Source organism: Peptococcus niger, assembly GCF_900101835.1.
Classification (GTDB): Bacteria; Bacillota; Peptococcia; order Peptococcales; family Peptococcaceae; genus Peptococcus; species Peptococcus niger.
This window is the reverse complement of the sequence record NZ_FNAF01000007.1, coordinates 20,363-42,230: the sequence shown is the minus strand read 5'-3', so window position 1 is coordinate 42,230 and position 21,868 is coordinate 20,363. Positions and strand designations below refer to the sequence as shown.

17 protein-coding genes and 1 other RNA gene are annotated in these 21,868 nt (G+C 46.8%); 17 read left to right on the top strand and 1 reads right to left on the bottom strand.

The features are described from left to right. Nucleotides 1-112 precede the first annotated feature (112 nt). The 13 genes from hisS to BLQ16_RS09880 all read left to right on the top strand — a co-directional run bounded on the left by hisS (nucleotide 113) and on the right by BLQ16_RS09880 (nucleotide 19,676). Entirely contained in the window at nucleotides 113-1,402 is a 1,290-nt protein-coding gene (gene hisS / locus BLQ16_RS06455; protein ID WP_091791932.1) for a histidine--tRNA ligase, read from the top strand. Then, the gene (gene aspS / locus BLQ16_RS06450; RefSeq protein WP_091791931.1) at nucleotides 1,377-3,173 is read left to right on the top strand and encodes an aspartate--tRNA ligase; all 1,797 of its coding nucleotides are present in this window, start codon (nucleotides 1,377-1,379) and stop codon (nucleotides 3,171-3,173) included. Before hisS ends, aspS begins: the two co-directional genes overlap by 26 nt. A gap of 36 nt (nucleotides 3,174-3,209) precedes the next feature. Beyond that, a non-coding RNA gene (gene ssrS / locus BLQ16_RS06445) (6S RNA) lies at nucleotides 3,210-3,386 on the top strand. Nucleotides 3,387-3,442: 56 nt separating this feature from the next. Then, on the top strand, nucleotides 3,443-3,997 hold the full coding sequence (locus tag BLQ16_RS06440) for a chromate transporter (RefSeq protein WP_159428019.1): 555 nt from the start codon (nucleotides 3,443-3,445) through the stop codon (nucleotides 3,995-3,997). After that, complete coding sequence (locus BLQ16_RS06435) at nucleotides 3,994-4,545, top strand: chromate transporter (RefSeq protein ID WP_091791929.1); 552 nt, start codon at nucleotides 3,994-3,996, stop codon at nucleotides 4,543-4,545. Before BLQ16_RS06440 ends, BLQ16_RS06435 begins: the two co-directional genes overlap by 4 nt. Nucleotides 4,546-4,616: 71 nt before the next feature. Beyond that, the gene (locus BLQ16_RS06430; protein ID WP_091791928.1) at nucleotides 4,617-4,937 is read left to right on the top strand and encodes a YerC/YecD family TrpR-related protein; all 321 of its coding nucleotides are present in this window, start codon (nucleotides 4,617-4,619) and stop codon (nucleotides 4,935-4,937) included. Nucleotides 4,938-4,940: 3 nt separating this feature from the next. Beyond that, nucleotides 4,941-6,437, top strand: a complete 1,497-nt coding sequence (thrC, locus tag BLQ16_RS06425; RefSeq protein ID WP_091791927.1) for a threonine synthase — start codon at nucleotides 4,941-4,943, stop codon at nucleotides 6,435-6,437. Between the two features lie 306 nt (nucleotides 6,438-6,743). Continuing rightward, complete coding sequence (locus BLQ16_RS06420) at nucleotides 6,744-10,691, top strand: S-layer homology domain-containing protein (RefSeq protein ID WP_159428018.1); 3,948 nt, start codon at nucleotides 6,744-6,746, stop codon at nucleotides 10,689-10,691. Nucleotides 10,692-10,854: 163 nt separating this feature from the next. After that, the gene (locus BLQ16_RS06415; protein WP_091791925.1) at nucleotides 10,855-11,586 is read left to right on the top strand and encodes a hypothetical protein; all 732 of its coding nucleotides are present in this window, start codon (nucleotides 10,855-10,857) and stop codon (nucleotides 11,584-11,586) included. Next, a complete protein-coding gene (locus BLQ16_RS06410; protein WP_091791924.1) occupies nucleotides 11,583-11,987 on the top strand; it encodes an FMN-binding protein in 405 nt (134 codons plus the stop codon). Before BLQ16_RS06415 ends, BLQ16_RS06410 begins: the two co-directional genes overlap by 4 nt. 20 nt (nucleotides 11,988-12,007) lie before the next feature. Then, nucleotides 12,008-14,815: an FMN-binding protein gene (locus BLQ16_RS06405; RefSeq protein ID WP_091791923.1), complete on the top strand. Its 2,808-nt coding sequence runs from the start codon at nucleotides 12,008-12,010 to the stop codon at nucleotides 14,813-14,815. 100 nt (nucleotides 14,816-14,915) lie between these two features. Continuing rightward, nucleotides 14,916-19,463: an S-layer homology domain-containing protein gene (locus tag BLQ16_RS06400; RefSeq protein ID WP_159428017.1), complete on the top strand. Its 4,548-nt coding sequence runs from the start codon at nucleotides 14,916-14,918 to the stop codon at nucleotides 19,461-19,463. A 78-nt stretch (nucleotides 19,464-19,541) separates the two neighbouring features. Next, nucleotides 19,542-19,676: a hypothetical protein gene (locus BLQ16_RS09880; protein WP_278308569.1), complete on the top strand. Its 135-nt coding sequence runs from the start codon at nucleotides 19,542-19,544 to the stop codon at nucleotides 19,674-19,676. Between the two features lie 137 nt (nucleotides 19,677-19,813). Here BLQ16_RS09880 and rpmB read toward each other — a convergent pair whose 3' ends face one another. Continuing rightward, nucleotides 19,814-20,035 carry a 50S ribosomal protein L28 gene (gene rpmB / locus BLQ16_RS06395; protein WP_091791921.1) on the bottom strand — a complete coding sequence of 74 codons (222 nt, stop codon included), beginning with the start codon at nucleotides 20,033-20,035 and terminating at the stop codon, nucleotides 19,814-19,816. A 160-nt stretch (nucleotides 20,036-20,195) separates the two neighbouring features. Between rpmB and BLQ16_RS06390 the strand changes: the two genes are divergently transcribed. From BLQ16_RS06390 to BLQ16_RS06375, 4 genes are read left to right on the top strand one after another with little or no spacing between them, the layout of a single operon-like run. After that, nucleotides 20,196-20,432: a hypothetical protein gene (locus BLQ16_RS06390; protein ID WP_091791920.1), complete on the top strand. Its 237-nt coding sequence runs from the start codon at nucleotides 20,196-20,198 to the stop codon at nucleotides 20,430-20,432. Nucleotides 20,433-20,443: 11 nt separating this feature from the next. Then, a complete protein-coding gene (locus tag BLQ16_RS06385; RefSeq protein WP_091791919.1) occupies nucleotides 20,444-21,028 on the top strand; it encodes a hypothetical protein in 585 nt (194 codons plus the stop codon). A 10-nt stretch (nucleotides 21,029-21,038) separates the two neighbouring features. Then, a complete protein-coding gene (locus tag BLQ16_RS06380) occupies nucleotides 21,039-21,476 on the top strand; it encodes a GatB/YqeY domain-containing protein (protein WP_159428016.1) in 438 nt (145 codons plus the stop codon). Then, entirely contained in the window at nucleotides 21,445-21,825 is a 381-nt protein-coding gene (locus BLQ16_RS06375; protein WP_091791917.1) for a YraN family protein, read from the top strand. The genes BLQ16_RS06380 and BLQ16_RS06375 overlap by 32 nt, the downstream gene beginning before the upstream one ends. Nucleotides 21,826-21,868 lie beyond the last annotated feature (43 nt).

Here is a 21,868-nt window from a genome sequence, read left to right as displayed (position 1 = left end):
CAAAAATAGTTTTAATGACTACAATTTAATGTAGTTTTGCGGTAAAGTTTATGAACGCCTCTGTCCGTAGACGAGGCGTTTTTTATTGTAATCTGTACTTGGAGGGATCATTTTGCTAACCACAAGGCCTCGCGGCATTAATGATATACTGCCCGGCGAAGTGGAGCGCTGGCAAGCATTGGAAGCGCACATTCGTCGCTTATTTTCCCTGTATCATTATGAAGAAATTCGCACCCCTATTTTTGAGCATACGGAGCTTTTTCTGCGCAGCGTCGGGGAAACCAGTGATATTGTCGAAAAAGAAATGTACTCATTCGAGGATAAAGGTTTGCGCCATGTGACCCTGCGGCCGGAAGGCACTGCCGGCGTGGTGCGTGCTTATATTGAAAATCGCTTATTTGCCGGTCCGGCACCGCAAAAATTATTTTACATCGGGCCGATGTTTCGCTATGATCAGCCGCAGGCTGGGCGCTACCGCCAATTTCACCAGTTCGGCTGCGAAGTCTTGGGCAGCGATGCACCAGTGGTGGATGCTGAAGTCATCACCTTTGCGGTGGACTTGTTCAGTCGCCTGGGCCTGCAAGACCTGAAGGTCTCTTTGAACACGGTGGGTTGTCCGGCTTGCCGACCGGCCTATGAAAAAGCCTTGGTGGCGTATTTTGAAGCGCATTTGGATGACCTGTGTGATACTTGCAAGGACCGCTTGCATCGGAATCCCCTGAGAATTTTGGACTGTAAAGAAGAGGGCTGCACGCGCTTGGCAGCAGAAGCACCGACCACGCTCGATTACGCCTGCGACCACTGTCGGGATCATTTTTCCTCTGTCCGCGCCTATTTAGACGGGGTGGGCATTCCCTATGAACTGGACTCGACCCTGGTGCGGGGCTTGGATTATTATACGCAAACGGCTTTTGAAGTCATTATGACGCAAAAAAGCGGTGCTCAAAATGCCATTTGCGGTGGCGGCCGTTACAATAAACTGGTTTACAATTGCGGCGGGAAGGATACGCCGGGTGTTGGTTTTGCGGCCGGTATGGAACGGCTCTTGCTGATTTTAGAAAGCCAGGGCATTGACATTGGCCAAGAGGCGGTACCGGGTGTCTACTTGGCACCTTTGGATCAGGAGGCCTCGCAATTGGCCTTTCAATTGGCCAAGGCATTGCGGGCAAAAGACATTGCCGTTGAAATGGACTGTATGGGCAAAAGCCTGAAGGCACAAATGAAAACCGCCGATCGGTTAAAGGCTCGGTACAGTGTGCTGATTGGCGAAAATGAACGGCTGGGCGGTTATGCCACCGTGCGGCAAATGGCCGACGGCGATCAGACGGAAGTGCCCTTGGATAAACTTGTGATATATTTGGAAGAGAGGATCAATCATGTTGCCACTGAAAAAAACGCATGAATGCGCCGCCCTTACTGAGGGGCACATCGGCGAAGAAGTCATATTGACCGGCTGGGTACAAAAACGTCGGGACCATGGCGGGGTTATTTTTATCGATTTTCGTGACCGCAGCGGGATCGTTCAAGTGACCGCCAATCCCGAAATCTGCTCTGCTGAAACCTTTGCTACCGCAGAGCACATCCGCAGTGAATTTGTGCTTGGCGTCCGGGGGACCGTTAAGAAACGACCGGAAGGCATGGAAAATGAGAACCTGTCCACCGGTACCATTGACGTAGTGGCCAGTGACATTGTCATCTATAACCGGTCTAAAACACCGCCTTTTTATTTGACGGATGACGTGGACGTAGATGAAAACAAACGCTTAAAATACCGCTACTTGGACCTGCGCCGTCCGGAAATGCGGGATAACCTGCGCCTGCGTCATGAAACCATGACGGCCATGCGCAGAAGCTTAGACGCCCAAGGCTTCTGGGAAGTGGATACGCCTATTTTAATGAAGAGCACGCCGGAAGGCGCCCGTGATTTCTTGGTGCCCAGTCGCGTCAATGCGGGTAAATTTTACGCCCTGCCCCAATCGCCCCAGCAGTACAAGCAGCTCCTGATGGTGGCCGGTGTGGAAAAATACTACCAGGTGGCCCGTTGCTTCCGCGATGAAGACTTACGCGCCGATCGCCAGCCGGAATTTACCCAGCTGGACTTGGAAATGTCTTTCGTGGATGAAGAAGAGGTTATCGCCACCACAGAAACCATCATTAAAGATGTTTTTAAAGCCACATTGAATCAAGAAATTCCCACGCCCTTTCCACAAATGACCTGGCAGGAAGCCATGGATCGCTTCGGCAGCGATAAACCGGATACCCGGTTTGGCTATGAGTTGGTTGACTTGTCCGATCTCGCCAAGGATTGCGGCTTTAAAGTCTTTAGCGGTGCTGTAGCCTCCGGTGGGGTGGTTAAAGCCATCAATGCCAAGGGCTGTGCCGACCTGAGCCGCCGGACTTTAGATGATTTAGCCAAATTCGTATCGATTTACGGGGCCAAGGGCTTGGCTTATATTGTCGTTGAAGACGGCAAATTAAAATCGCCCATTACCAAATTCTTAGACGATGCCCTGGTTCAGTCCATCTTGACACGGATGGATGCGGAAGTTGGCGATATTATCTTCTTCGGCGCCGATTCCTTTAAGGTTGTTTCCGACAGCTTGGGTCATTTGCGGCTGAAACTGGGAGAAATGCGCGGCCTGATTGATGAAAACGCTTTTAACTTCTTGTGGGTTCGAGAATTTCCTCTTTTGGAATACGATGATGAAGAAGGCCGTTATACCGCTGTCCACCATCCCTTTACCGCGCCGATTGCTGAAGACCTGGATACCTTTGCAGATGCACCGGGACGCATCCGTTCACGGGCCTATGACGTGGTTCTAAACGGGATTGAGCTGGGCGGCGGCAGCATTCGTATCCACGACCGGGCGCTGCAGGAGCGTGTATTTGACTTGCTGGGCCTGGCACCGGAAGTGTATGAAGACCAGTTCAATACCCTCTTGGAAGCCTTTGAATATGGGGCACCGCCTCATGGCGGATTGGCCATCGGCCTGGACCGGATGCTCATGTTGCTGTGTGGTAGAAAAACCATTCGTGACGTCATTCCCTTCCCAAAAACGCAAAGCGCTGTTGACCTTATGGTCGATGCGCCATCACCGGTGGCACGTCAGCAATTGCGTGACTTGCACCTGAAGCTTGATGTGAAAGAGGCCCCTAGCGGCGACCAGGCTTGAAAGACCCCAGGGTCTGTGATAGAATAAAATCAAATAAATTTCCTGCTACGTTGGTATGTACGTGGTCAGTTTTGTTCCAACACATTTTTATAAGGGAGCCCTAACTCGGACAGTGAATATGCAGCTTCAGTGCTACATGGCAGCTGCCCGGAAGGCACCCACCTGCTTGGGCAGGTTCAAAACACTGCGTGCATACGGCGATGTGGGAAAAACTTGTATTTAAACGATTGGATAGCCTCCAATCGTTTTTATTGTTAAGGGGGAAAATTATGCGGTTAAAGGGGCGACTTTTGGGCAGGTTGTTTCTCGTATTTTTACGGATCGGCGCCTTTACCTTTGGTGGCGGTTACGCCATGCTGCCCATCATTTACAAAGATATTTGTGAAACGGAGGGCTGGATCGACGAAGATGAAATGGATCGCATTATTCTCATCTCTCAATCCTTGCCGGGCGTGATGGTGGTGACCTGCGCCACCCAGGTTGGCTACCGGTTGCAGGGGCTTGTGGGAGCGGTTGTCTGCGTCTTGGGCGCCACCCTGCCGTCTCTTTTCATCATTATGATTTTGGCAAATCTCATTATAGCCTATAGGGATAATCCCCATGTGGCAGGTATGTTCTTTATGATACGGGCAGCTGTTTCCGGCTTGGTTTTCGGGGCTGCTGTTAAAATGGGCAAGCAGAGCCTGAAAACCGTATTTGGCTGGGCGCTGATTATTGCGGCGGCAGTCTTGACCTATCTGTCCCTCTTTAATCCGATTTTCCTTATTATTGCCGGTGCCTTAGCCGGTTATGTATACTCTGGGCTTGGAAAGGAGCGCTTATGATTTACTGCCAATTGTTCAGCATTTTCTTTATGATTGGGGTCTTCTGCTTTGGCGGCGGATATGCCATCGTTCCTTTTATTCAGGACTCAGTGGTGGAGCGGGGCTGGATTACTGTTTCTGAATTTGCGGATATTATCGCTGTTTCCGAAAGCACGCCCGGACCGATATCCATCAATACCGCTACCTTTGTCGGCTTTAAGATGGCCGGCATTCCCGGCGCCCTGGTGGCGACTTTCTCTCTGTGCCTGCCGGCCTTTATTTTGGTGATGACAGTGGTTCGCCTCCTCTACACCAAGCGGGGCGCAGAATTTATGAACCGGATTATGGACGGGATTCGACCGGTCGTGGTGGGCATGATTTTTTTTGCTGCCTGGACCGTTGGGCAAAGCGCTTTTTTTGAAACCGTTCCGGGCCTGCCGGCTTTTAGCAATGCTTTGGCGGTCGTCATAGCGGTGGCGTCCGTTATTGCGTCATTGCGCTTTCACATCAGCCCGATCAAGATTATTGCCTGCTCAGCGGTCCTGGGCATCGGGTTGAGCTTTCTTTAGGATTGACAGATGGGCGTGCTTGCGGTATGATAGCCATAATTTAATGCGTTAAACCCATAAAGGAGCGCGCGATGTACGAATCTAAATTAGCAAGCCCTTCTCTGGATCGACTTTTTGAAGCCATTTCGGTTTTGGAAACCAGAGAAGAATACTATCGTTTTTTTGAAGATATTTGCACCATTTCAGAACTCCATGCCATCGCTCAACGGTTGGATGTGGCTGTGATGTTGTCAGAAGATGAAACCTATACGCATATAGCGGAAACCACCGGTGCCAGTACAGCAACCATCAGCCGGGTGAAAAAATGCTTGAATTACGGTGCCAACGGGTATCGTATTGCCTTGGCGCGGATGGACGTCAAGGCCTCGAAGACAGAAGAAGAGGAAGGTTAAACTATGTTTGTCAGCACCAGAGATAATAGTAAAGCAGTTCATGCATCGGAAGCCATTATGCGTGGCATGGTGCCGGAAGGCGGCCTCTATCTTCCGGATCAATTTCCGAAGCTGGACTTAGAGGCCTTTCGCGTCCATGTGGAAGATTCTTATCAGGAATTGGCCAAATGGATTTTAGGTATGCTGTTGGATGATTTTACCGAGGAAGAAGTTGCCTCTTGCGTAACAGCGGCATATAACGAAGAAAATTTTGAGCAACCGTCCATTACCCCCTTGGTGAAGTTGACGGAAGATCGCTATATTTTAGAACTTTGGCACGGCCCTACAGCGGCATTTAAAGACTTAGCCCTGCAAATTATGCCCCACCTTTTGGTCACCTCTTTGCGCAAGAACCATTGCCAAAAGAAGGTCGTTATTTTGGTGGCCACCTCCGGTGATACGGGTAAAGCCGCTCTGGAAGGCTTTAAAAACGTACCGGGAACAGAAGTGGTGGTCTTTTACCCCCATGAAGGGGTGAGCCCCATGCAGGAGCTGCAAATGGTGACCACTGACGGCAACAACACCCATGTGGTGGCCGTAAAAGGTAATTTTGACGATTGTCAGACGGCCGTGAAAGAGCTGTTTGCCGACCAGGATATGATTGGACAACTGGACCAAATCGGCTATCAATTTTCATCCGCCAATTCCATTAACTGGGGGCGGCTATCGCCGCAAGTGGTTTACTATGTGGCCGCCTACCTAAACTTGGTGCGCCGCGGTCAAATCAAGCTTGGCGATTATGTTGATTTTTCCGTCCCGACAGGTAATTTTGGCAATATTTTAGCTGCCTACATCGCCAAGGAAATGGGCCTGCCCATTGGTCGCCTGATTTGTGCCTCCAATGAGAACAATGTCTTGACCGACTTTTTCCGTACCGGCCGTTACGATGCCAACCGGCCCTTTTACCGGACCATCAGTCCGTCCATGGATATTTTGATTTCCAGTAATTTGGAGCGTTACCTGTATTTAAAATCAGGCCGCAAGGGTACTCAAATTGCCAAATGGATGGATGAATTAAAAGAAAGCGGTCAATTTACCGTTGATGAAGACCTGAAAGCCGCCATGGCAGAAGACATTGCTGCTGCCGATGCTGACGAAAACGCTGCCAAGGACGTTATTGCCAAGGTCTTTGCCGACAGCCGCTACCTGCTTGACCCACACACCGCCGTTGGTGTTTCCGCCGCCGGTTTATCCAACCGCCTGGTCGTCGTTGACGCCACCGCCAACCCATTTAAATTCGTACAGGCAGTCAGTGAGGCCCTCTACCCGGAACAAGATACCAGTCATATAGATGTCCTCAGCTTGATGGAAGACCTGGCCGAAAAAACCAACACCCCCATCCACCGCGCACTGGGCAAATTGGCACAAAGTGGCGAACGCCCCCATCCGGTAATTGGCATAGGAGAAATCCGAGAAACAGTGGTAAGCCTTTTAACAGAGGCAGCCTCGGAAGAAAAGTAGGGAAAATATAGGCTTGTTAAATTGAAAGATTTTTTATAGTGCGAAGAGAAATGATCTCTTCGCACTATTTTTGTGGGCTAAATTAATAACAAAAAAATTTCTACTTGATTATATTAGATGCATTTATGAAGCTGCATTAACGTTCTTAATTAAAGACTTGACGATATGCGAAGAAAAGATTATACTTTATCAAAAGTGAGCAATAGCTAATAAAATATACGAGTTTTTATTACCAGACGATACAATTTTTTTCTACTCTTTATACTGGATTGCTCACCAACTATAGACTTAGAAAGGAAGATGGTTTTGAAGAACAAAAAACTATGTGCTGGAGTGCTTGCTGCCAGCTTGATTGTTAGCTCTACGCCTTTTTCAACTTTGAATGGAGAGCTGCAAGCTGCTGAGGCTCCTATTGTTCAAATGGCCCACAAGGACCTAAAAGGACACAAGTATGAAGCCCTTTTGGAACGGTGGATTGCCGATGGCAAATTGATAGGAGATGACCATGGTCAAATCAATCCAGACCAACCCATCACCCGGGCGGAATTGGCTGCTTTTATCAATCGGGTAAAAGGTTTTCAAGAAACGACGGATATCAGCCGTTTTAAAGATGTCCCGAAAGATGCCTGGTATGCTACAGAAGTTGCTCGTGCTGTTAAGGCCGGTTATCTTGTTGGGATGGGGCAAGATACCTTCGCTCCTGAGGGAAAGGTTACTGCGGAACAAGCGGTTGCGGTTGCTTTACGCCTTTCTGACCTGCCTAGACAAACCAGCAAAGATATCGAATTACCTGCAAACCTGACTGTCGCCCCTTGGGCTAAAGATGCGTTCAAAGAAGCTATTGCGAGAGGGATTTTCAGCACCAAGGATTTGCAAGCCAGTCTCAGCAGCCCGAGTAAACGTGCGGAAAATATTCTTTGGTTGGATCGGAGTTTAAATAAAAACCCAGTCCTTAGTGTTCCGGGAAGTTACAAGCTTGGAGAGGTTAATAATGTTGAGGTGCAAAGTCTCGGCGTAACCATTAAAGACACCACTATAGCTGGGCAGCTTACCATTACTGCTGCGCCTGGAGAAAAGGGCAAGGTGGTAACCCTTGAAAATGTGAAAGTCAACAAACCGATTATTGCTCCGAAAGATATAGACGTCATTCAAGATGGGAAGAAGGCGAAAACTCAGGAGGGGAGTAAAGATAACGTTATTATTGGCGGTTCGTCCAGTAGTAGCTCGGGAGGAAACGGTTCCTCTAAAAAAACTCAGGCAGAATCCTATAATGAGCTCCCTCGGATTATGGATTGGTTGCTCAACCGTCCCATAACCAATACAGAATTAGAAAAAACCTTTAAAGCATTCCCTAAGGGTGCAAAAATTATTGCACCTAAGACCCACCAATTCACAAAGTCAGGGACCCAAAAGGTAACCGTTACCATTGAATTTCCTGATAAAAGTACTAAGCAGCAGGATGTTACCTTAAATGTTAAAGAAAAACTGGATGATTATAGTGGCCTGACGGTAAAACCCATTGAAGCCATAAAGGCTTTGGATAATGATCGCGGTTATGTGGACGGCGTCTATGAAGGTTTTGCCTTGGGTTATCAGAAAAACTTATATGTCAAAGTTACGGTCCAGAATGGCAAAATTGTTGCGGTGGATAAAGCTGGAGATGGGCAAATTGATGATGGTGGCGATTATGAACGGCGTGGATTTGAAAATGTTATTAAGACAATCATTGATAAACAAGATCCGCAAAGCGTTGCTGCCCAGTTAAATACAAAAATAGACGTTACTCAGGCGATGTATGCTTTTGCTGCAGAAAAAGGACATAGTGACGAAGCCTATAAAGAGGCTATGAAACGGTTCTTCTCTACGGAAGAAAATGCTCCGCGCGGCATTGAAAATATTTACCGCAGCCAAATTACCGCTTACGATGCTATTGGTAAAAAAGTTTTGCATCAGCTGAAAGCCGCTAAATATGACCGAGTGGATGTCGCTTCCGGAGCCACATGGACCGGTCATGGGACAGCGAATGCAATCATTGATGCCCTCAATAAAGCGAACCCTAAAAATAATATCTTAGGATTGGAAATTAAAGGGGACCGGGTTAAGTTTGACCGATACGCCGGTAAAGATAAGGCAACGGGTTATGACGCAGGTGATCCCTTCAACTTTAGTGATTACACCATTGTCTTTAAAAAACGCGGTGGACAAACAGAAACGATTAAAGGGGCGGATTTCGCTAAAAATAACATTCGCGTTGAACAGAAAGAGAATGGTAAAGAAATTCCGGATGGGATGCCTTTAACGGAAGAAAATATCGGTCATCCTTTGGTAGAGGGCCTGGAACTGAACATTGTCCATAAAGATTCCGGGGTTAAAAAGGAACTCCTTGTTCTCGTTAACGTGGCTCAAAAATTGAAGCAAAAGGAATTCCAATATCGTATCGCCGGTACTGATGAATGGAAAAATCTCTATACGCCTAAGCCTGGTTTTGATCGCTTTAAATTTACCATGCCGGTTCCGGAGAGTACCTTTAAAAAGATTGCCAATCAAAAGATTGAAGTGCGCGTTATTTTAGAAGATAAAAAAGGACAGCAATATATTCTCCAAGGCAAACCGGACCAAGCCTTCCAAGTACCCTCTACTCCTGAAGAAACAGTTAGTGTGAACTATGGCAAGGACGCTTTGCAGGGCGGTCAAAAAGAAAAATTTGATTTCTACGACGTTTACACGTATATGTTTAAAGAAATCTCAGATAACCCTGGTGAGTCTGGCCAATTATCTGAAGCGCAGACAGCCTTAAAAAATGAAATTGAAAAAGTTAAAGGCTGGTTTGCAAGTGCGAAGTTCATGCAGGTGGAATTTGACAAGGATAAGGGCGGCCCTCTTCAAGAGGCCTTGACCAAGGCTGAAAACGGCCTTAAAAGTGGAGAGCTTAGCAATAATGAGTTGAAAGCGGAAAAAGAAGCCTTAATTCAAGCGGAAAAGGACTTCGAAGCAAAAATGCGTGCGGGTATTGAGGATACACTTGATGTATTAACGGATGGGGCAAGTCAAGTTGATAATGAGTTTATTAAAGAAGAATTAGACAGTCTTACCGAAGAATTGTCAAACTTGAAACAATCAGAATCCTTTAGTCCTGCTAATATCCAATTGGCCTTTTATAAAAGTGAAAAATTGTTCCACCGCCTTGATATCCTTGAAGAATTGCCTGAGGCGCAAGAACTGCATAAAACTCGACCGGGTAATAAGCGCTTAAAGGACGCGATTGAAGCGGCTAAAAAGGGCATTGAAGACTCTAGAATGAACAATGCAAATTTGAAAGCAATCTATAAAGAGTTGGTAGATGCCATGGCAGAAGCAAAAACGCAAAAACCCGGTAAATTGGCAAATGGTGAATACTCCTCTATAAATAGTGTCGTCATCCTTAATGATCAAGATACACTTGTGCAATTGCCTGCTGAAATTCAAGACAGAACTGTGACCAAGGCTGTTTTGAAAAAAGGTGAAGAGGTCATTGCTGAGGATAAGTATGTCTTAGACTTTGCTAAGCGAACCCTGGCTTTGAAACACCTGACAGCAAGTGATGCCGGGAAGTATACCCTGCTTCTTCAAAGCGATGAGTATGAAGATTTAGAATTGCCTTTTGAACTTCGCACCGGGAAGACGATTCAGTATACCTTTAAAGGGCTTGCCCATGTAAAGCGGATTGATAAAAACGATAAAACGGATGAACGATTAAAGCCGGCGCGTGAACGTGGGGAAAAACTTGATAAGACTTGGACAGGTGCAACAAGCTACTACTTGGTAGCAACCGTTACCTTTAACGATAAACATGAAGTTGAGAAGTTTGAATTAAATCCTGCTATAGCTAAAGAGGGCGTTGATCCCCAAAATAGCGCGGGATCTGCTACCCTTGAGCAAGTGGATGAGCTTACTTACACTATGGAAGATGGTGGAGAATTCTCCTCTGGTCCGATTAAAGACTATGGTCCTATTTTCATAAAAAATCAAGATTATTGGAACAATATGATCTATGGAAATCCAGAAGAGGACCCGCGCACAGAGAGCTTCCTTGAGGTGATTAAAAGAAAGGGGATTAAATCTAAGGCTGATTTTGAAGGTTTGCAAACGCTTTATGACAATGCAAATCGTAATGATAAAAATATTGATGCAGTAAGCGGTGCTACAATTAGTTCAAATGCAGCAAAAGAAGCTATTTTAGACGCTTTCTCGCAGTTTGAAGCTCAGTTCAAGTAAAATAACGTTAGGATAAGAAAAAGGCTGCGCTGGAAGGTATAACATTCAGCGCGGCCTTTTGTGTTGTTGGAATACCCAAAGATATAATCCTAACAATAAAAGCGTTTTGTGAGTTGGGGTGTATGAAGTATGGCACTAAAAATAATGACTTGTTGGAGGGGCTATGGATTTAATCATATGTATCATTATAACGATTCTGTTAACGAAGGTTTTAGGTAAACACATTGGCCTTTGGGATTGGGCGCTTTATTCAGCAGCCTGTATCTTTTCCATTACTGCTACGGCGGGTTATGTTTTATCGCTACAAGGCTGGCAATTGAAGTTGAGTACATCCGTTAGCGCTATCTCAGCTTTGTTCGATAATGGAACGCTGGCTACAGCAATTTTTATTGTAGTCATGTTTGGCGCCGTTTTGCCGAGAAAATGGGATGTAAGAAAAAAAATCATGCGTATTCGCGGTGAGTTGTCTATTGTTGCGGGCATCACTTTATTGCCGCATTTGGTACATTATTTGATAGATCTTATGGTGCATATGGATCGCTTTAGCCACTTGACCGGTCGTGCTTTTTGGCTTTATAGTATGGTAATTTTGTTTGGCGTTTATGCCGGCGCCATCTTCATACCACTTTGGGTGACGTCTTTTCCAAGGGTTAGAAAATTGATGAAAGGAAAACGCTGGAAGGCGCTTCAGCGGCATGCGTATTTGTTCTATGCCTTTGTGTACGCACATGTGGTGCTGGCTTATGCGTCTCATGATTGGCAAGGCTATGGTGTTGCAGTGACTGCCTATACAATTTTATTTGCAGTCTATCTTATTTTGCGCTTTTACCAGCCGGTGAAAGCGCTGGTATTCGCTGTGATGCGCGTTGTGAGAGAGGGGCGGATGGTGTCATGACAAAAAGTAGGAAAAAATGGCTTGTGACCTGTGTTGTTATTGGCATCTGCTTAGGCAGCGTGGTTGCTCAAGCGGAAGTGGTTGAAGCGGATACATCCGGTGCCACTGCTGATGTTGACAGTCGCGCGCCGGGACCCTATCGCAATGGGACATTTACTGGCTCTGCTCCAGGTTATAATGGTGACATGACGGTGCAAGTTACTATAAAAAACGGCTGGATTGCTCAAACGAAAATAACTGAGACAAAGGATGATGCTGATTATATCACCAAAATACAGCCGCTCATGGCAGCTGTTATGGAAAAGCAAACGACAAAAACAGATACTGTTTCCGGCGCGACATTTAGCTCTTGCGGATTTTTAGACGCAGTAGATCAGGCAATCGAGAAAGCAAAAGCATAGCTAAAGGAAGAAGGTGAAGAATGAATAAAAGTTTTATCAGTATTCTTTTAACGCTGTCGCTCTTAACCAGTCTAACAACCGGTTATGCCATGGGATCTGCAGGTGAGGATAGCCAATCCGTTCAGAAGCAGGCGCGCGTCAGGCCGGAACGGAGCAAGCCAACGGGTCTCAGCAACATTAAAAAAAGTACGCCGGATGGTTTGAAAGATGGCACGTACACAGGTAGTGCAGAAGGTTATTCCGGAACGGTGACCGTTCAGGTAACCGTTAAGGGAGGAAAGATTGTCGATTTAAAAGTCCTAAGTCATACAGAAACACCGGGTTACTATGAAAAAGGAGCAAGCGTTATCCAACGTATCTTGGCAAAGGGTAACTTGGAAGTGGATACTGTTTCAGGTGCCACCTTTACCAGTAGGGCTATCATAGAAGCGACTGCTAATGCTTTGGCGAAAGCCGGTGGCAAGGCCGCTCCCCACTCATCAGCGGCAGGAAGTCGTTCGTCAGGTCAGGGCCGGTCCGGTGGAATGCGTCAACCGGCGGCAGCTGCAGCAAAAAGCTTTGCTCATTTGCAGGACGGTACGTATATTGGGACAGGGCAGGGCTATGCCGGAAGCTTGAGCGTAGAAGTTGTGATTGCTAATGGTGTTATCGCATCGGCAAGAATGATTTCCGGTAATGATGATGCGCCCTACATCAACAATGCCATGCGGATATTGGACCAAGCCATTGGGAAAAAAGGTACGGATGGTATTGACGTGGTCAGCGGAGCAACATTTTCATCGAATGGCTTACTTAATGCACTTAACGATGCGTTGGAAAAAGCAGGTGGCTCTGCTTCTGAGAAAAAAACCGGTACTGCAGAGGCTGCCGGGACAGGGCGTCTTGAACAAGAAAATAAAAAATTAAAAGAACAGTTGGCTGCTTTGAAAAAGAAAAATGCACCTGCGCCCCCGAGTGGCGCTTTAAAAGATGGGGTTTATCAAGGCTCTGCCAAGGGGTACAATACCCTATCCACCGTAGAAGTGGTGGTTAAAGACGGGAAAATACAGTCGGCTAAGCTTATCTCCAGTGATGATGATAAGGCCTATCTTGATAAAGCCTTGCCTCTTTTAGCAGCAGTTGTAAAAGCTGGCGGTACCATCGGAGTTGATACGGTTTCCGGAGCCACCTTTAGTTCTACTGGCTTACTTGATGCGGTCAACGATGCGCTAAGCCAAGCGAGTGGACGGGTGGATGACCAAGCCTTCAAAAAGGCTAAACAAGATTTGGAAGCGACCATTAAAAAGCTGAAAGCGGAAAACGAACAACTTAAAAAATCCGACAATGGAGAAAGCGAACCCCCTGCTGACCAGTGGCAAGATGGGACCTTTACCGGCACAGCACAAGGGTATAAGAGTGCTGTAACAGTGCGTGTTACTGTTAAAAATAAACGCATCACCGCTTTGGATATTGTCGATCAGTCTGAAGACGCCCAATATTTCGCCCAGGCAGAAGGCTTGATAAATAATGTGCTATCTCGTGGCAGCACAGCCGGCGTTGATGTTGTCAGTGGCGCGACTTTTTCATCAAAGGCCATCTTAAAAGCAACGGTTCGGGCGCTGCGTCAATCAGCAGGGCTTAAAAGTGAGCAAGATGCCGGCGGAAATCCGGCGTTGGAAGAAGAAAACAAGCGCTTAAAAGAAGAAATAGAGACATTGAACCAACAACTGGCTTCTTCCTTGACCGGTGGAGAATTGCACGATGGCACCTTTATGGGGAGTGCTCGAGGGTACGGGGACCAGGGCCATGACACCTTGAAGCTTTCGATTACCGTAAAGGATAAAAAAATAACCGCTATTGATGTCTTGGACCGGTCCGGTGAAACAGACCCCTATTATAGCGATGCGATAGAGCAAATTATTCCTCAAATTATTGCTAAGCAAGGGGTGCAGGGGGTTGATGTCGTATCCGGGGCAACTTTCACGTCAAATGCCTTGAAAAATGCTGTGATTCAGGCCATGAAAGCCTCCTTTGCCGGGGCCGGCAGTGGTGACAGTGATGCGCTCATCAAAGCCTTAGAGGAAAAACATGCCAAAGAAATTGAAAGTCTAAAAGCGAAGATCCGAGAATTGGAGGCTGGTCAACAGTCGGAGCAACCGAAAACCGGCTTGGATTTAACAAAAATCCCGGATGGTGTCTATACAGGTAAGGGCTATGGTTATCATGGGTCAACCGGACCGGACAGCATGCAGGAGGTGGATCCGGATGAGTATGCTGCTTTAAATGGAGAAAGAAGGCCCATTGAAGTGGAAGTGACCGTTGCCGGCGGAAAACTAACTGAAATTAAAGTTCTGAAAAATGCTGAAAGCTCAAAATATAGAAGAAGACCATTTAAAGAAATACCAAAAGCGATGATTGCCGGACAGCGTTTGGACGTAGATGTTATTAGCGGGAGCACCTATACATCTAAAGGCTTAATCGAAGCAGTGAAAAATGCCCTCAGCAGTGCTCCTTCTGCTCCCGGTGGGACCCCAGCTGGTGAAGCGAATGAAGACCTTGCCGAGTTAAGGACACTGCTGGCGGAAAAAGATAAGGCACTGGATGAAAAAAATAAAGAAATTGAAGCACTCAAGCACAAGTCGGAAACTGAGCATGCCTTATGGGGAAAAGCCCTTAAGAGCTGGTCAGACGCTAAAGACGAGATGGCATCATTCTTTGGCACAGAGCCAACAAGAACTATTTCTCAAGACGAGTGGTCTGCTTTAATGGAAGCCTTGACCAAGGCGCTGGAGGCCGCTCAAGCTGACTATGACGGTGCCATGGTAACGGAAACTGTGGAGCCAGCATAAACCAGTTATCCATAAGGGCAGAAATTTTCTGCCTTTATCGATCAATAGATGCAAATTGCTGCTGTAAATTAGAAAGGATGACCCAATGGAGAATAACAACATGACCAAAAAAATTTGCGCTACTATTCTCAGCGTAAGCCTATTGGCAACTGGTATGCCGGTGAATGTATTGGCTGCCGAGCAAACTCAAACAGCACAGGCGAGTATGACGCATATGGAAAAAGGAGGGTCGGACATTGCCGGACATCGGCACGAAAAACTTTTAAAATCTTGGATTGCCAGTGGAGAGCTCAAGGGTGATCAAGAGGGGAATATTAACCCGGAAAAACCAATCACGCGCGCAGAGTTCGCCGCGTTAATCAATCGCGCTGAGAAGTTCAATAAAAAAACGGACATTACCCGTTTTAAAGATGTTAAACCGGATGACTGGTACTATGAAGATGTGGCTCGTGCCGTTTCTGCAGGATATTTGGTGGGATTTGACCCAAACACTTTTGCACCGACTGAGACCTTAACTGCTGAGCAGGCCATTGCCGTGGCATCCCGATTGTCAAAGCTCAACCAGCAGACCGTTAAATCAAATGTAACCGTTGACGCTGTGTCCGATTGGGCAAAAACGTCCGTGGAAAGAAGCCTAATTGATGGTGTTGTTGCGACAACAGACCTGCCTAAAAATTTGAAAGTACCGTGCAGCCGGACGGAAGCCATTCTATGGCTGGATCGGGCAATTCATAAAAATCCGGTATTCTCTATTCCTGGTACCTATAAGCTTGGTGATGTTAATGATGTTACCGTCACCACAGACGGTGTTAGCTTAGAGGGCGGCCATATTAAGGGACAATTGACACTGGCTGTTGAAGGCAACTCAGCAGGGAAATCTTCTTCAACCCAGCCGACCTTGTCATTAAAAAACGTGAAGCTGGACAAGGCAGTTGCTGCGGATAAAAACAGCCGCATTTTGATTGACGGCAAGCCGGTCCGAAAGGAAGAAAAGATTCAAGACAAGGAGAAACCGCAAGGGAGCCGGAGTTCAAGTAGGTCAAGCGGTTCAAGCCATTCTGGGAGCAGCTCGACCAAACCGGGATCGAAACCGGCACCAGAACCGACGCCTCCCCAGGAAGAGCAGGAAAAAGCTGATAAGCAAGCCCTACAAGCGAGTCTTGCCAAAGCCAAGGCATGGTTGGATGCCAATAACACGACCAGTAACGGCATCACAGTCAAATACGATGAAGCCCTTCTTGCTCCGTTCAAAGCGAGTTATGACCAGGCCAAAGGCATTCAGGAAAAAGCCGACGCCAAGAAGAACGAAGTCGATCAAGCCCAAAGCAGCCTAGCCGCCGCCATGGACAAGTTCGTCAGCGCCCATCGTGCACAACTGCCCGAACTGTCAGAGCAAATGCAAAAGTTGTATGATCAAATGCCGGAAGATGAAAACAATGCAGAATTGACTAGGCACAGAGAAACCCTTGAAGGCAAAATCAAGCAGTTAAAAAAATATGCAAACAACAAAAGCTTTTCCCCGGCTCAGCTGTATGGCATGCACGCTACTGCGTTGAAAGACTACCAAGCCGCCAAAGACTATCTAAAAAGAATGGCATTGCAGGAGAAAAAAGAAGCGGATGAGTATGATAGTTTGCCTCGAGCTTTAGATTGGGCGGTGAATATGCCACTGACGGCGTCTATTATTGAAGCGCAGTTTGATGACTTGCCGGATGGTGCGCATGTTGTGACCCCCGAAACGGTTACCTTTGATGCATCTGGTGATAAAAACGTCCAGGTTACGATTAAGTTTTCAGATGGCAGCACGAAAGTGGTTCCCTTACTTGTGAGCGTTAAGGCAAAAGCCAATGATTTCAGCACCGTGCGCATTAGGCCGATTAAAGAGTTGAAGGCTTTAGATGCTGGGAAGGTTTACACGGACGGGACTTATCAAGGCATTGGCCGTGGCTATTTGAAAAATATTTACGTAACGGTTACCGTTGAAGGCGGGAAAATCAAAGCCATTGAAAAAACGGAAAAAGACGCTAAGATTGATGACGGTGGTAAATTTGAGCGGATAGGCTTCCATCGTATCATTAATACCCTTAAGGATAAGCAAGACCCACAAAGTTTAGCGGCGCAATTGAATACGAAACTAGACCTAGTCCAGGGCATGTATGATATGGCTGCTAAAGAGCAGCATAGTGATGCAGCTTATGCTAAGGCTATGGAACACTTCTTTGGCAGTGCGGCAGGTGCGCCCAGCGGATTGGCAAATATGCTGCCGGTTAATATTTTGGATATTCTTGGCAATACGGTCACGCGAAAATTAAAAGCGGCCAATTACGATCGAATCCCCGGAACCCCGGATGTTCATACAGGGGCTACCTGGACGGCGCGCGGAACAGCTAACGCAGTAGTGAATGCGCTGCAAAAAGCAAGACCGGATAATAATGTCCTGGAAATGAAAGTGCGTGGAAGCCATGTGGAGTACAACAAGCTAACCAAGGCTGACGGCATTACCGGGTATGTTCGAGGTGAGAAATTCCTTTATAAAGATTATGAAGTGGTTCTTACCAAGCGTGGCAATAAACAAGAAATCATTCAAGGCAAAGATTTTGCTGCGAAAGGCATTAAGGTAATCAATCAAACAACCGGTGCCGTTATTCCGGACGGCATGGTGTTGAATGAGGAAACCATCGGTGGCCGGTTATCCAATGGGTTAAAGGTAGAATTCATTCATCAAGCCTCTGGTTCCCGGTATCCAATGTCAATGAGTGGTATTGCGCTCTCTGAAAGACTCAAATTACAATCTATCGAGTATCGGCTAAAAGAAGGTACAACAGACGGTAAGATTTTCTTTACGCCACCGGACGCTCAATGGGATGAATTTATCGTTTATGTAAAAATGAAAAAAGAAGAATTTGCGGAAATTGCTGGTAAAAAAATTGAAGTTAGGGTTAATTATGTCGATAAAAACGGCAAGACTTATCATGTAGATGTGCTAGGTGATCGTGCCGTTATGGTGCCGACCAACCCAACTGAACGGGTTGAACTCCAAGTGAAAGGATTACCTCTGGAAACGGACCAAGAAGATGGAAGAGCTGTGAGCATTCCGTATGACTTGTACCGCTTAGATTTTAGCAAATCAATTGATTCCGGTAGCGGTTCGGTAGAACCGTTGCCAAATCCGGGACCGGGCTCAGAGCCCCAACCGACTCCTCAGGAAAAAGCCGATAAGCAAGCCCTACAGGCAAGTCTTGCTAAAGCCAAAGCATGGTTGGATGCCAATAACACGACCAGTAACGGCATCACAGTCAAATACGATGAAGCCCTTCTTGCTCCGTTCAAAGCGAGTTATGAGCAGGCCAAAGGCATTAACGATAATGAAATTGCAAAACAAAGTGAGGTCACAGAAGCTCAAAAGAATCTAGATAAGGCCATGGTCAGCTTCCGTAGTGCCAACCAGCAGAAGTTAAGTGACCTAGCGATTAAAATGGAAACATTAAACAAAAGCATTCCGGAAAGCGATAGCGATCCCGAGCTCATAGGACATAAAGACAAAGTGAGTGGTCATATTACCCTTCTGAAGAAGTATGCCAAGAATAGGGTTATGAGTCCTGCTCAACTGTACTTTTTCTACGCGCGTGCAGAAAAAGATTATGAAGCCGCTGTAGCCTACCTAAAGACCTTAGCGCCGGCAGAAAAAGCGGATAAGCAAGCTCTACAAGCGAGTCTTGCCAAAGCCAAAGCATGGTTGGATGCCAACAACACGACCAGTAATGGCATTACAGTCAAATACGATGAAGCCCTTCTTGCTCCGTTCAAAGCGAGTTATGAGCAGGCCAAAGGCATTAACGATAATGAAATCGCAAAACAAAGTGAGGTAACAGAAGCTCAAAAGAATTTAGATAAGGCCATGGTCAGCTTCCGTAGTGCCAACCAGCAGAAATTAAGCGACCTAGCGATTAAAATGGAAACATTAAACAAAAGCATTCCGGAAAGCGATAGCGATTCCGAGCTCATAGGACATAAAGACAAAGTAGGTGGTCACATTACCCTTCTGAAGAAGTATGCCAAGAATAAGGTTATGAGTCCTGCTCAACTGTACTTTTTCTACGCGCGTGCAGAAAAAGATTATCAAGCCGCTGTAGCCTACTTAAAGACCTTAGCGCCGGCAGAAAAAGCTGATAAGCAAGTTCTAGAGGCAAGTCTTGCCAAAGCCAAAGCGTGGTTGGATGCCAATAATACGAAAATTGGTGGAGATGATATTAAGTATGACGCTGATTTGCTGGCTCCTTTTGAAACGGCATATAATGTAGCTAAAAGCGTTAATGATGAAGCTAATATCGGCAAATATGAAGTGGAACAAGCGAAAAACACTTTAGATGAAGCCATGGATACCTTTGCTGCAGGCTATCGGATGAAGGCCCTAGAGCTAGCAGATAAAATCCAAAAATTGCATGATCAAATTCCTGTAAAGATAGCTGGTGACCAAGGTGATATGTTTAAAGAAAGTTTATCCGGCCGGAAAGGTCTGCTGGAAAGACAAGGACAGAACTTAAAGACTCCGCCGAGTTACTTGTGTCGCTATATTGTTCAAGCAGAAAGGGTATATTCTGAGGCTGAAGCTTATCTGAAAAGCTTAGCACCTGAAGAGAGAGGCTAAATATCTTAGACGACAAGTTATCATTAAACACGAACTGAAAAGGCATAATAGGCTCTAGGTTCCTTTTTTGCTGGATGCTTGCGAGATGATTTTATTGTTCTGACAGCAGAACTGGTGGATATTATCGGTGAAAAAGTTGGTGTGCGAATCAACCATATAAATGAAGGTGGTGGACTCTATAAACTGGTGGAGCCGTTAAATTTTGATGAGTAAGGCTATCAAATGATGGCTTGACAGTATAAAAAAGCAGGCGTCCTGTTTGTGATAACAGGACGCCTGCTTTTTTGATTTTTACGGCAGGGCATAAAAAAACCTTCTAAAACGGGTCGCTTTAGAAGGGCATAGAGCATTTATGCATTGGTTTCTTCGCTTTGTTTGGTGTTTGTGACGCGTTGAACTTTACCGGAACGGAGGCAGCGGGTGCACACGTTCAATTTCTTGGGCGTGCCGTTGACCACAGTGCGGACCGTTTGGATATTGGGACGCCAGGTTCTTTTATTGCGAATGTGAGAGTGGCTGACGCGCATACCGGTGGTTACGCCTTTGCCGCAAATGTCACAACTTCTAGCCATGGGAATACCTCCTTTGTCGTTGTATCATACTTTTATATACTAGCAGACGGGAGCAAAAATTGCAAGATATTTATAAGTGCGGATTGCTTGAGCCGGTTTGGGCATTGTGATAAAATGAGCTTGCAAACTATTTTAATTGATATGCGAACGGTGGGATAATATGAGTGGAGAGCAGCATGTAACGAGCGGAATCTTTGTTGACAAAACGCTCTGCCCGGTATGTAATGGCGCCGGTTGCGTGGATTGTTGTCAGACCGGTGACATTGACTGTGTGCCCATTCCCTGTGATTATTGTGGTGGAAAAGGGGTACTGACGGAAGTTAAAAAAGGTCGCATCGGTTTAGCGGTGGTGATCGTGGCGGTTCTTGTCATTGCTGTGGTCATTGGATTGATGTAAGGAGGCGTAAGATGGGCGGTATTATTGACTGGTTCAAGGGGGCTGTGACGCGGTGCGAAACATGTGCCGGTGCCGGTGCGATTCCGGCAAAAATTGCCGATGATGAGGTGACGGTATGCCCACGTTGTCAAGGGACGGGGATTATAGAAGTAACGGAAAAAATCAGCCATTTGAAAGAAACGCCGTGTGATAATCCCTCTTGCCATCAAGGAATGGTGCGTCGGCGCTTGTCGGATGGAACGGTTACAGAGGCGGACTGCCCGGTGTGCCAGGGGCTCAGCCGGCAGGTGCGTGATGTTCAAGAAAAGTATGTGACACATCGCAAATGCCCTGTCTGTAACGGTGAGGGTGCGGCGACGGGTAAGCAAATTCGTCAGGCCCATGCAGAAGGGATTTGCCCCGACTGCCACGGACTGGGACGGCGTATTCAGGTCAAACGATTGTTGCCTTTGCTGATTCTCTTCGGTTGGATGCTGATCAATCCGCTGCTGGCGGTGGTGCCCTTCTTCTTCGGGGCGATGGTGTTCAGCTTCTATGCCATCCGCCGCAATAAAACGAAAGAAATTGTCGATCCGGATGAATTATATCCGAGTTAATGGAGGCTCTATGCTGTACGAAGATTATCGTCGTGAAAAAATGCAAGCGCTTAAGGCGAAAGATACGTTTAAAAATAAGGTCATTACCGGTCTCATGTCGGATATGACTTATCGGTTAAAGGAAAAGGGTGAAGATTTAACGGCTGAAGAGTGCACGCAAGTGGTGCAGAAAGCTTTAAAGAAAGCCCAAGAAGCCTATGAATTGGCGGCATCCCGTCCAGATAAACAGGCAGAAAGTGCTAAAGAAATTGAGATTTTAAAGGGCTATTTGCCAAAACAATTGACGGCTGAAGAAGTATCGACTGAGCTGCAAACGCTTTTTGCCGATGTGGCGCCTGAAAAAGCCAATAAAGGTATGCTCATGGGCCGGGCAATGGGGGCCTTGAAGGGTAAGGCCGACGGTCGGGTGATTTCCGATGCGGTGGATGCCTGGCTCAAAAACGCCTGACAGACGCCGAGATTTTGGCCTAGTTGCTGAAGAGGCAGCGGTGCGTCTGTTAAAAGGTGAGGGACAACGGATTGTGGCGCGCAATTTTGCTGTGCGGGATGGCGAAATTGACATCATCAGCCGGACAAAAGACACCTTGATTTTTACGGAAGTGCGAGCGCGCAAATTCGGTGCGATGGTGCGGCCGGAAGATACGGTGGATGCTCGCAAGCAAGCGAAAATCCGACGGACGGCCCAGGCCTGGCTTTTACAGCACCCAACTGAGCTGGCCTGCCGGTTTGATGTGGTGGCCTGTTATGAAGGAGCCGATGGGTCCCTTGCCCTGGAATATTATAAAGATGCTTTTTAACAGCCGGTATTGACGCTGTTAAAGGGCTGTGCTAAACTACACA

What these genes read in the sequence shown, in the direction of transcription:
- aspS (WP_091791931.1), top strand. Translation starts at nt 1,377, where the DNA reads ATGTTGCCACTGAAAAAAACGCATGAATGCGCCGCCCTTACTGAGGGG.
- BLQ16_RS06440 (WP_159428019.1), top strand. Translation starts at nt 3,443, where the DNA reads ATGCGGTTAAAGGGGCGACTTTTGGGCAGGTTGTTTCTCGTATTTTTA.
- BLQ16_RS06435 (WP_091791929.1), top strand. Translation starts at nt 3,994, where the DNA reads ATGATTTACTGCCAATTGTTCAGCATTTTCTTTATGATTGGGGTCTTC.
- BLQ16_RS06430 (WP_091791928.1), top strand. Translation starts at nt 4,617, where the DNA reads ATGTACGAATCTAAATTAGCAAGCCCTTCTCTGGATCGACTTTTTGAA.
- thrC (WP_091791927.1), top strand. Translation starts at nt 4,941, where the DNA reads ATGTTTGTCAGCACCAGAGATAATAGTAAAGCAGTTCATGCATCGGAA.
- BLQ16_RS06415 (WP_091791925.1), top strand. Translation starts at nt 10,855, where the DNA reads ATGGATTTAATCATATGTATCATTATAACGATTCTGTTAACGAAGGTT.
- BLQ16_RS06410 (WP_091791924.1), top strand. Translation starts at nt 11,583, where the DNA reads ATGACAAAAAGTAGGAAAAAATGGCTTGTGACCTGTGTTGTTATTGGC.
- BLQ16_RS06405 (WP_091791923.1), top strand. Translation starts at nt 12,008, where the DNA reads ATGAATAAAAGTTTTATCAGTATTCTTTTAACGCTGTCGCTCTTAACC.
- BLQ16_RS06400 (WP_159428017.1), top strand. Translation starts at nt 14,916, where the DNA reads ATGACCAAAAAAATTTGCGCTACTATTCTCAGCGTAAGCCTATTGGCA.
- rpmB (WP_091791921.1), bottom strand. Translation starts at nt 20,035, where the DNA reads ATGGCTAGAAGTTGTGACATTTGCGGCAAAGGCGTAACCACCGGTATG.
- BLQ16_RS06390 (WP_091791920.1), top strand. Translation starts at nt 20,196, where the DNA reads ATGAGTGGAGAGCAGCATGTAACGAGCGGAATCTTTGTTGACAAAACG.
- BLQ16_RS06385 (WP_091791919.1), top strand. Translation starts at nt 20,444, where the DNA reads ATGGGCGGTATTATTGACTGGTTCAAGGGGGCTGTGACGCGGTGCGAA.
- BLQ16_RS06380 (WP_159428016.1), top strand. Translation starts at nt 21,039, where the DNA reads ATGCTGTACGAAGATTATCGTCGTGAAAAAATGCAAGCGCTTAAGGCG.
- BLQ16_RS06375 (WP_091791917.1), top strand. Translation starts at nt 21,445, where the DNA reads ATGCGGTGGATGCCTGGCTCAAAAACGCCTGACAGACGCCGAGATTTT.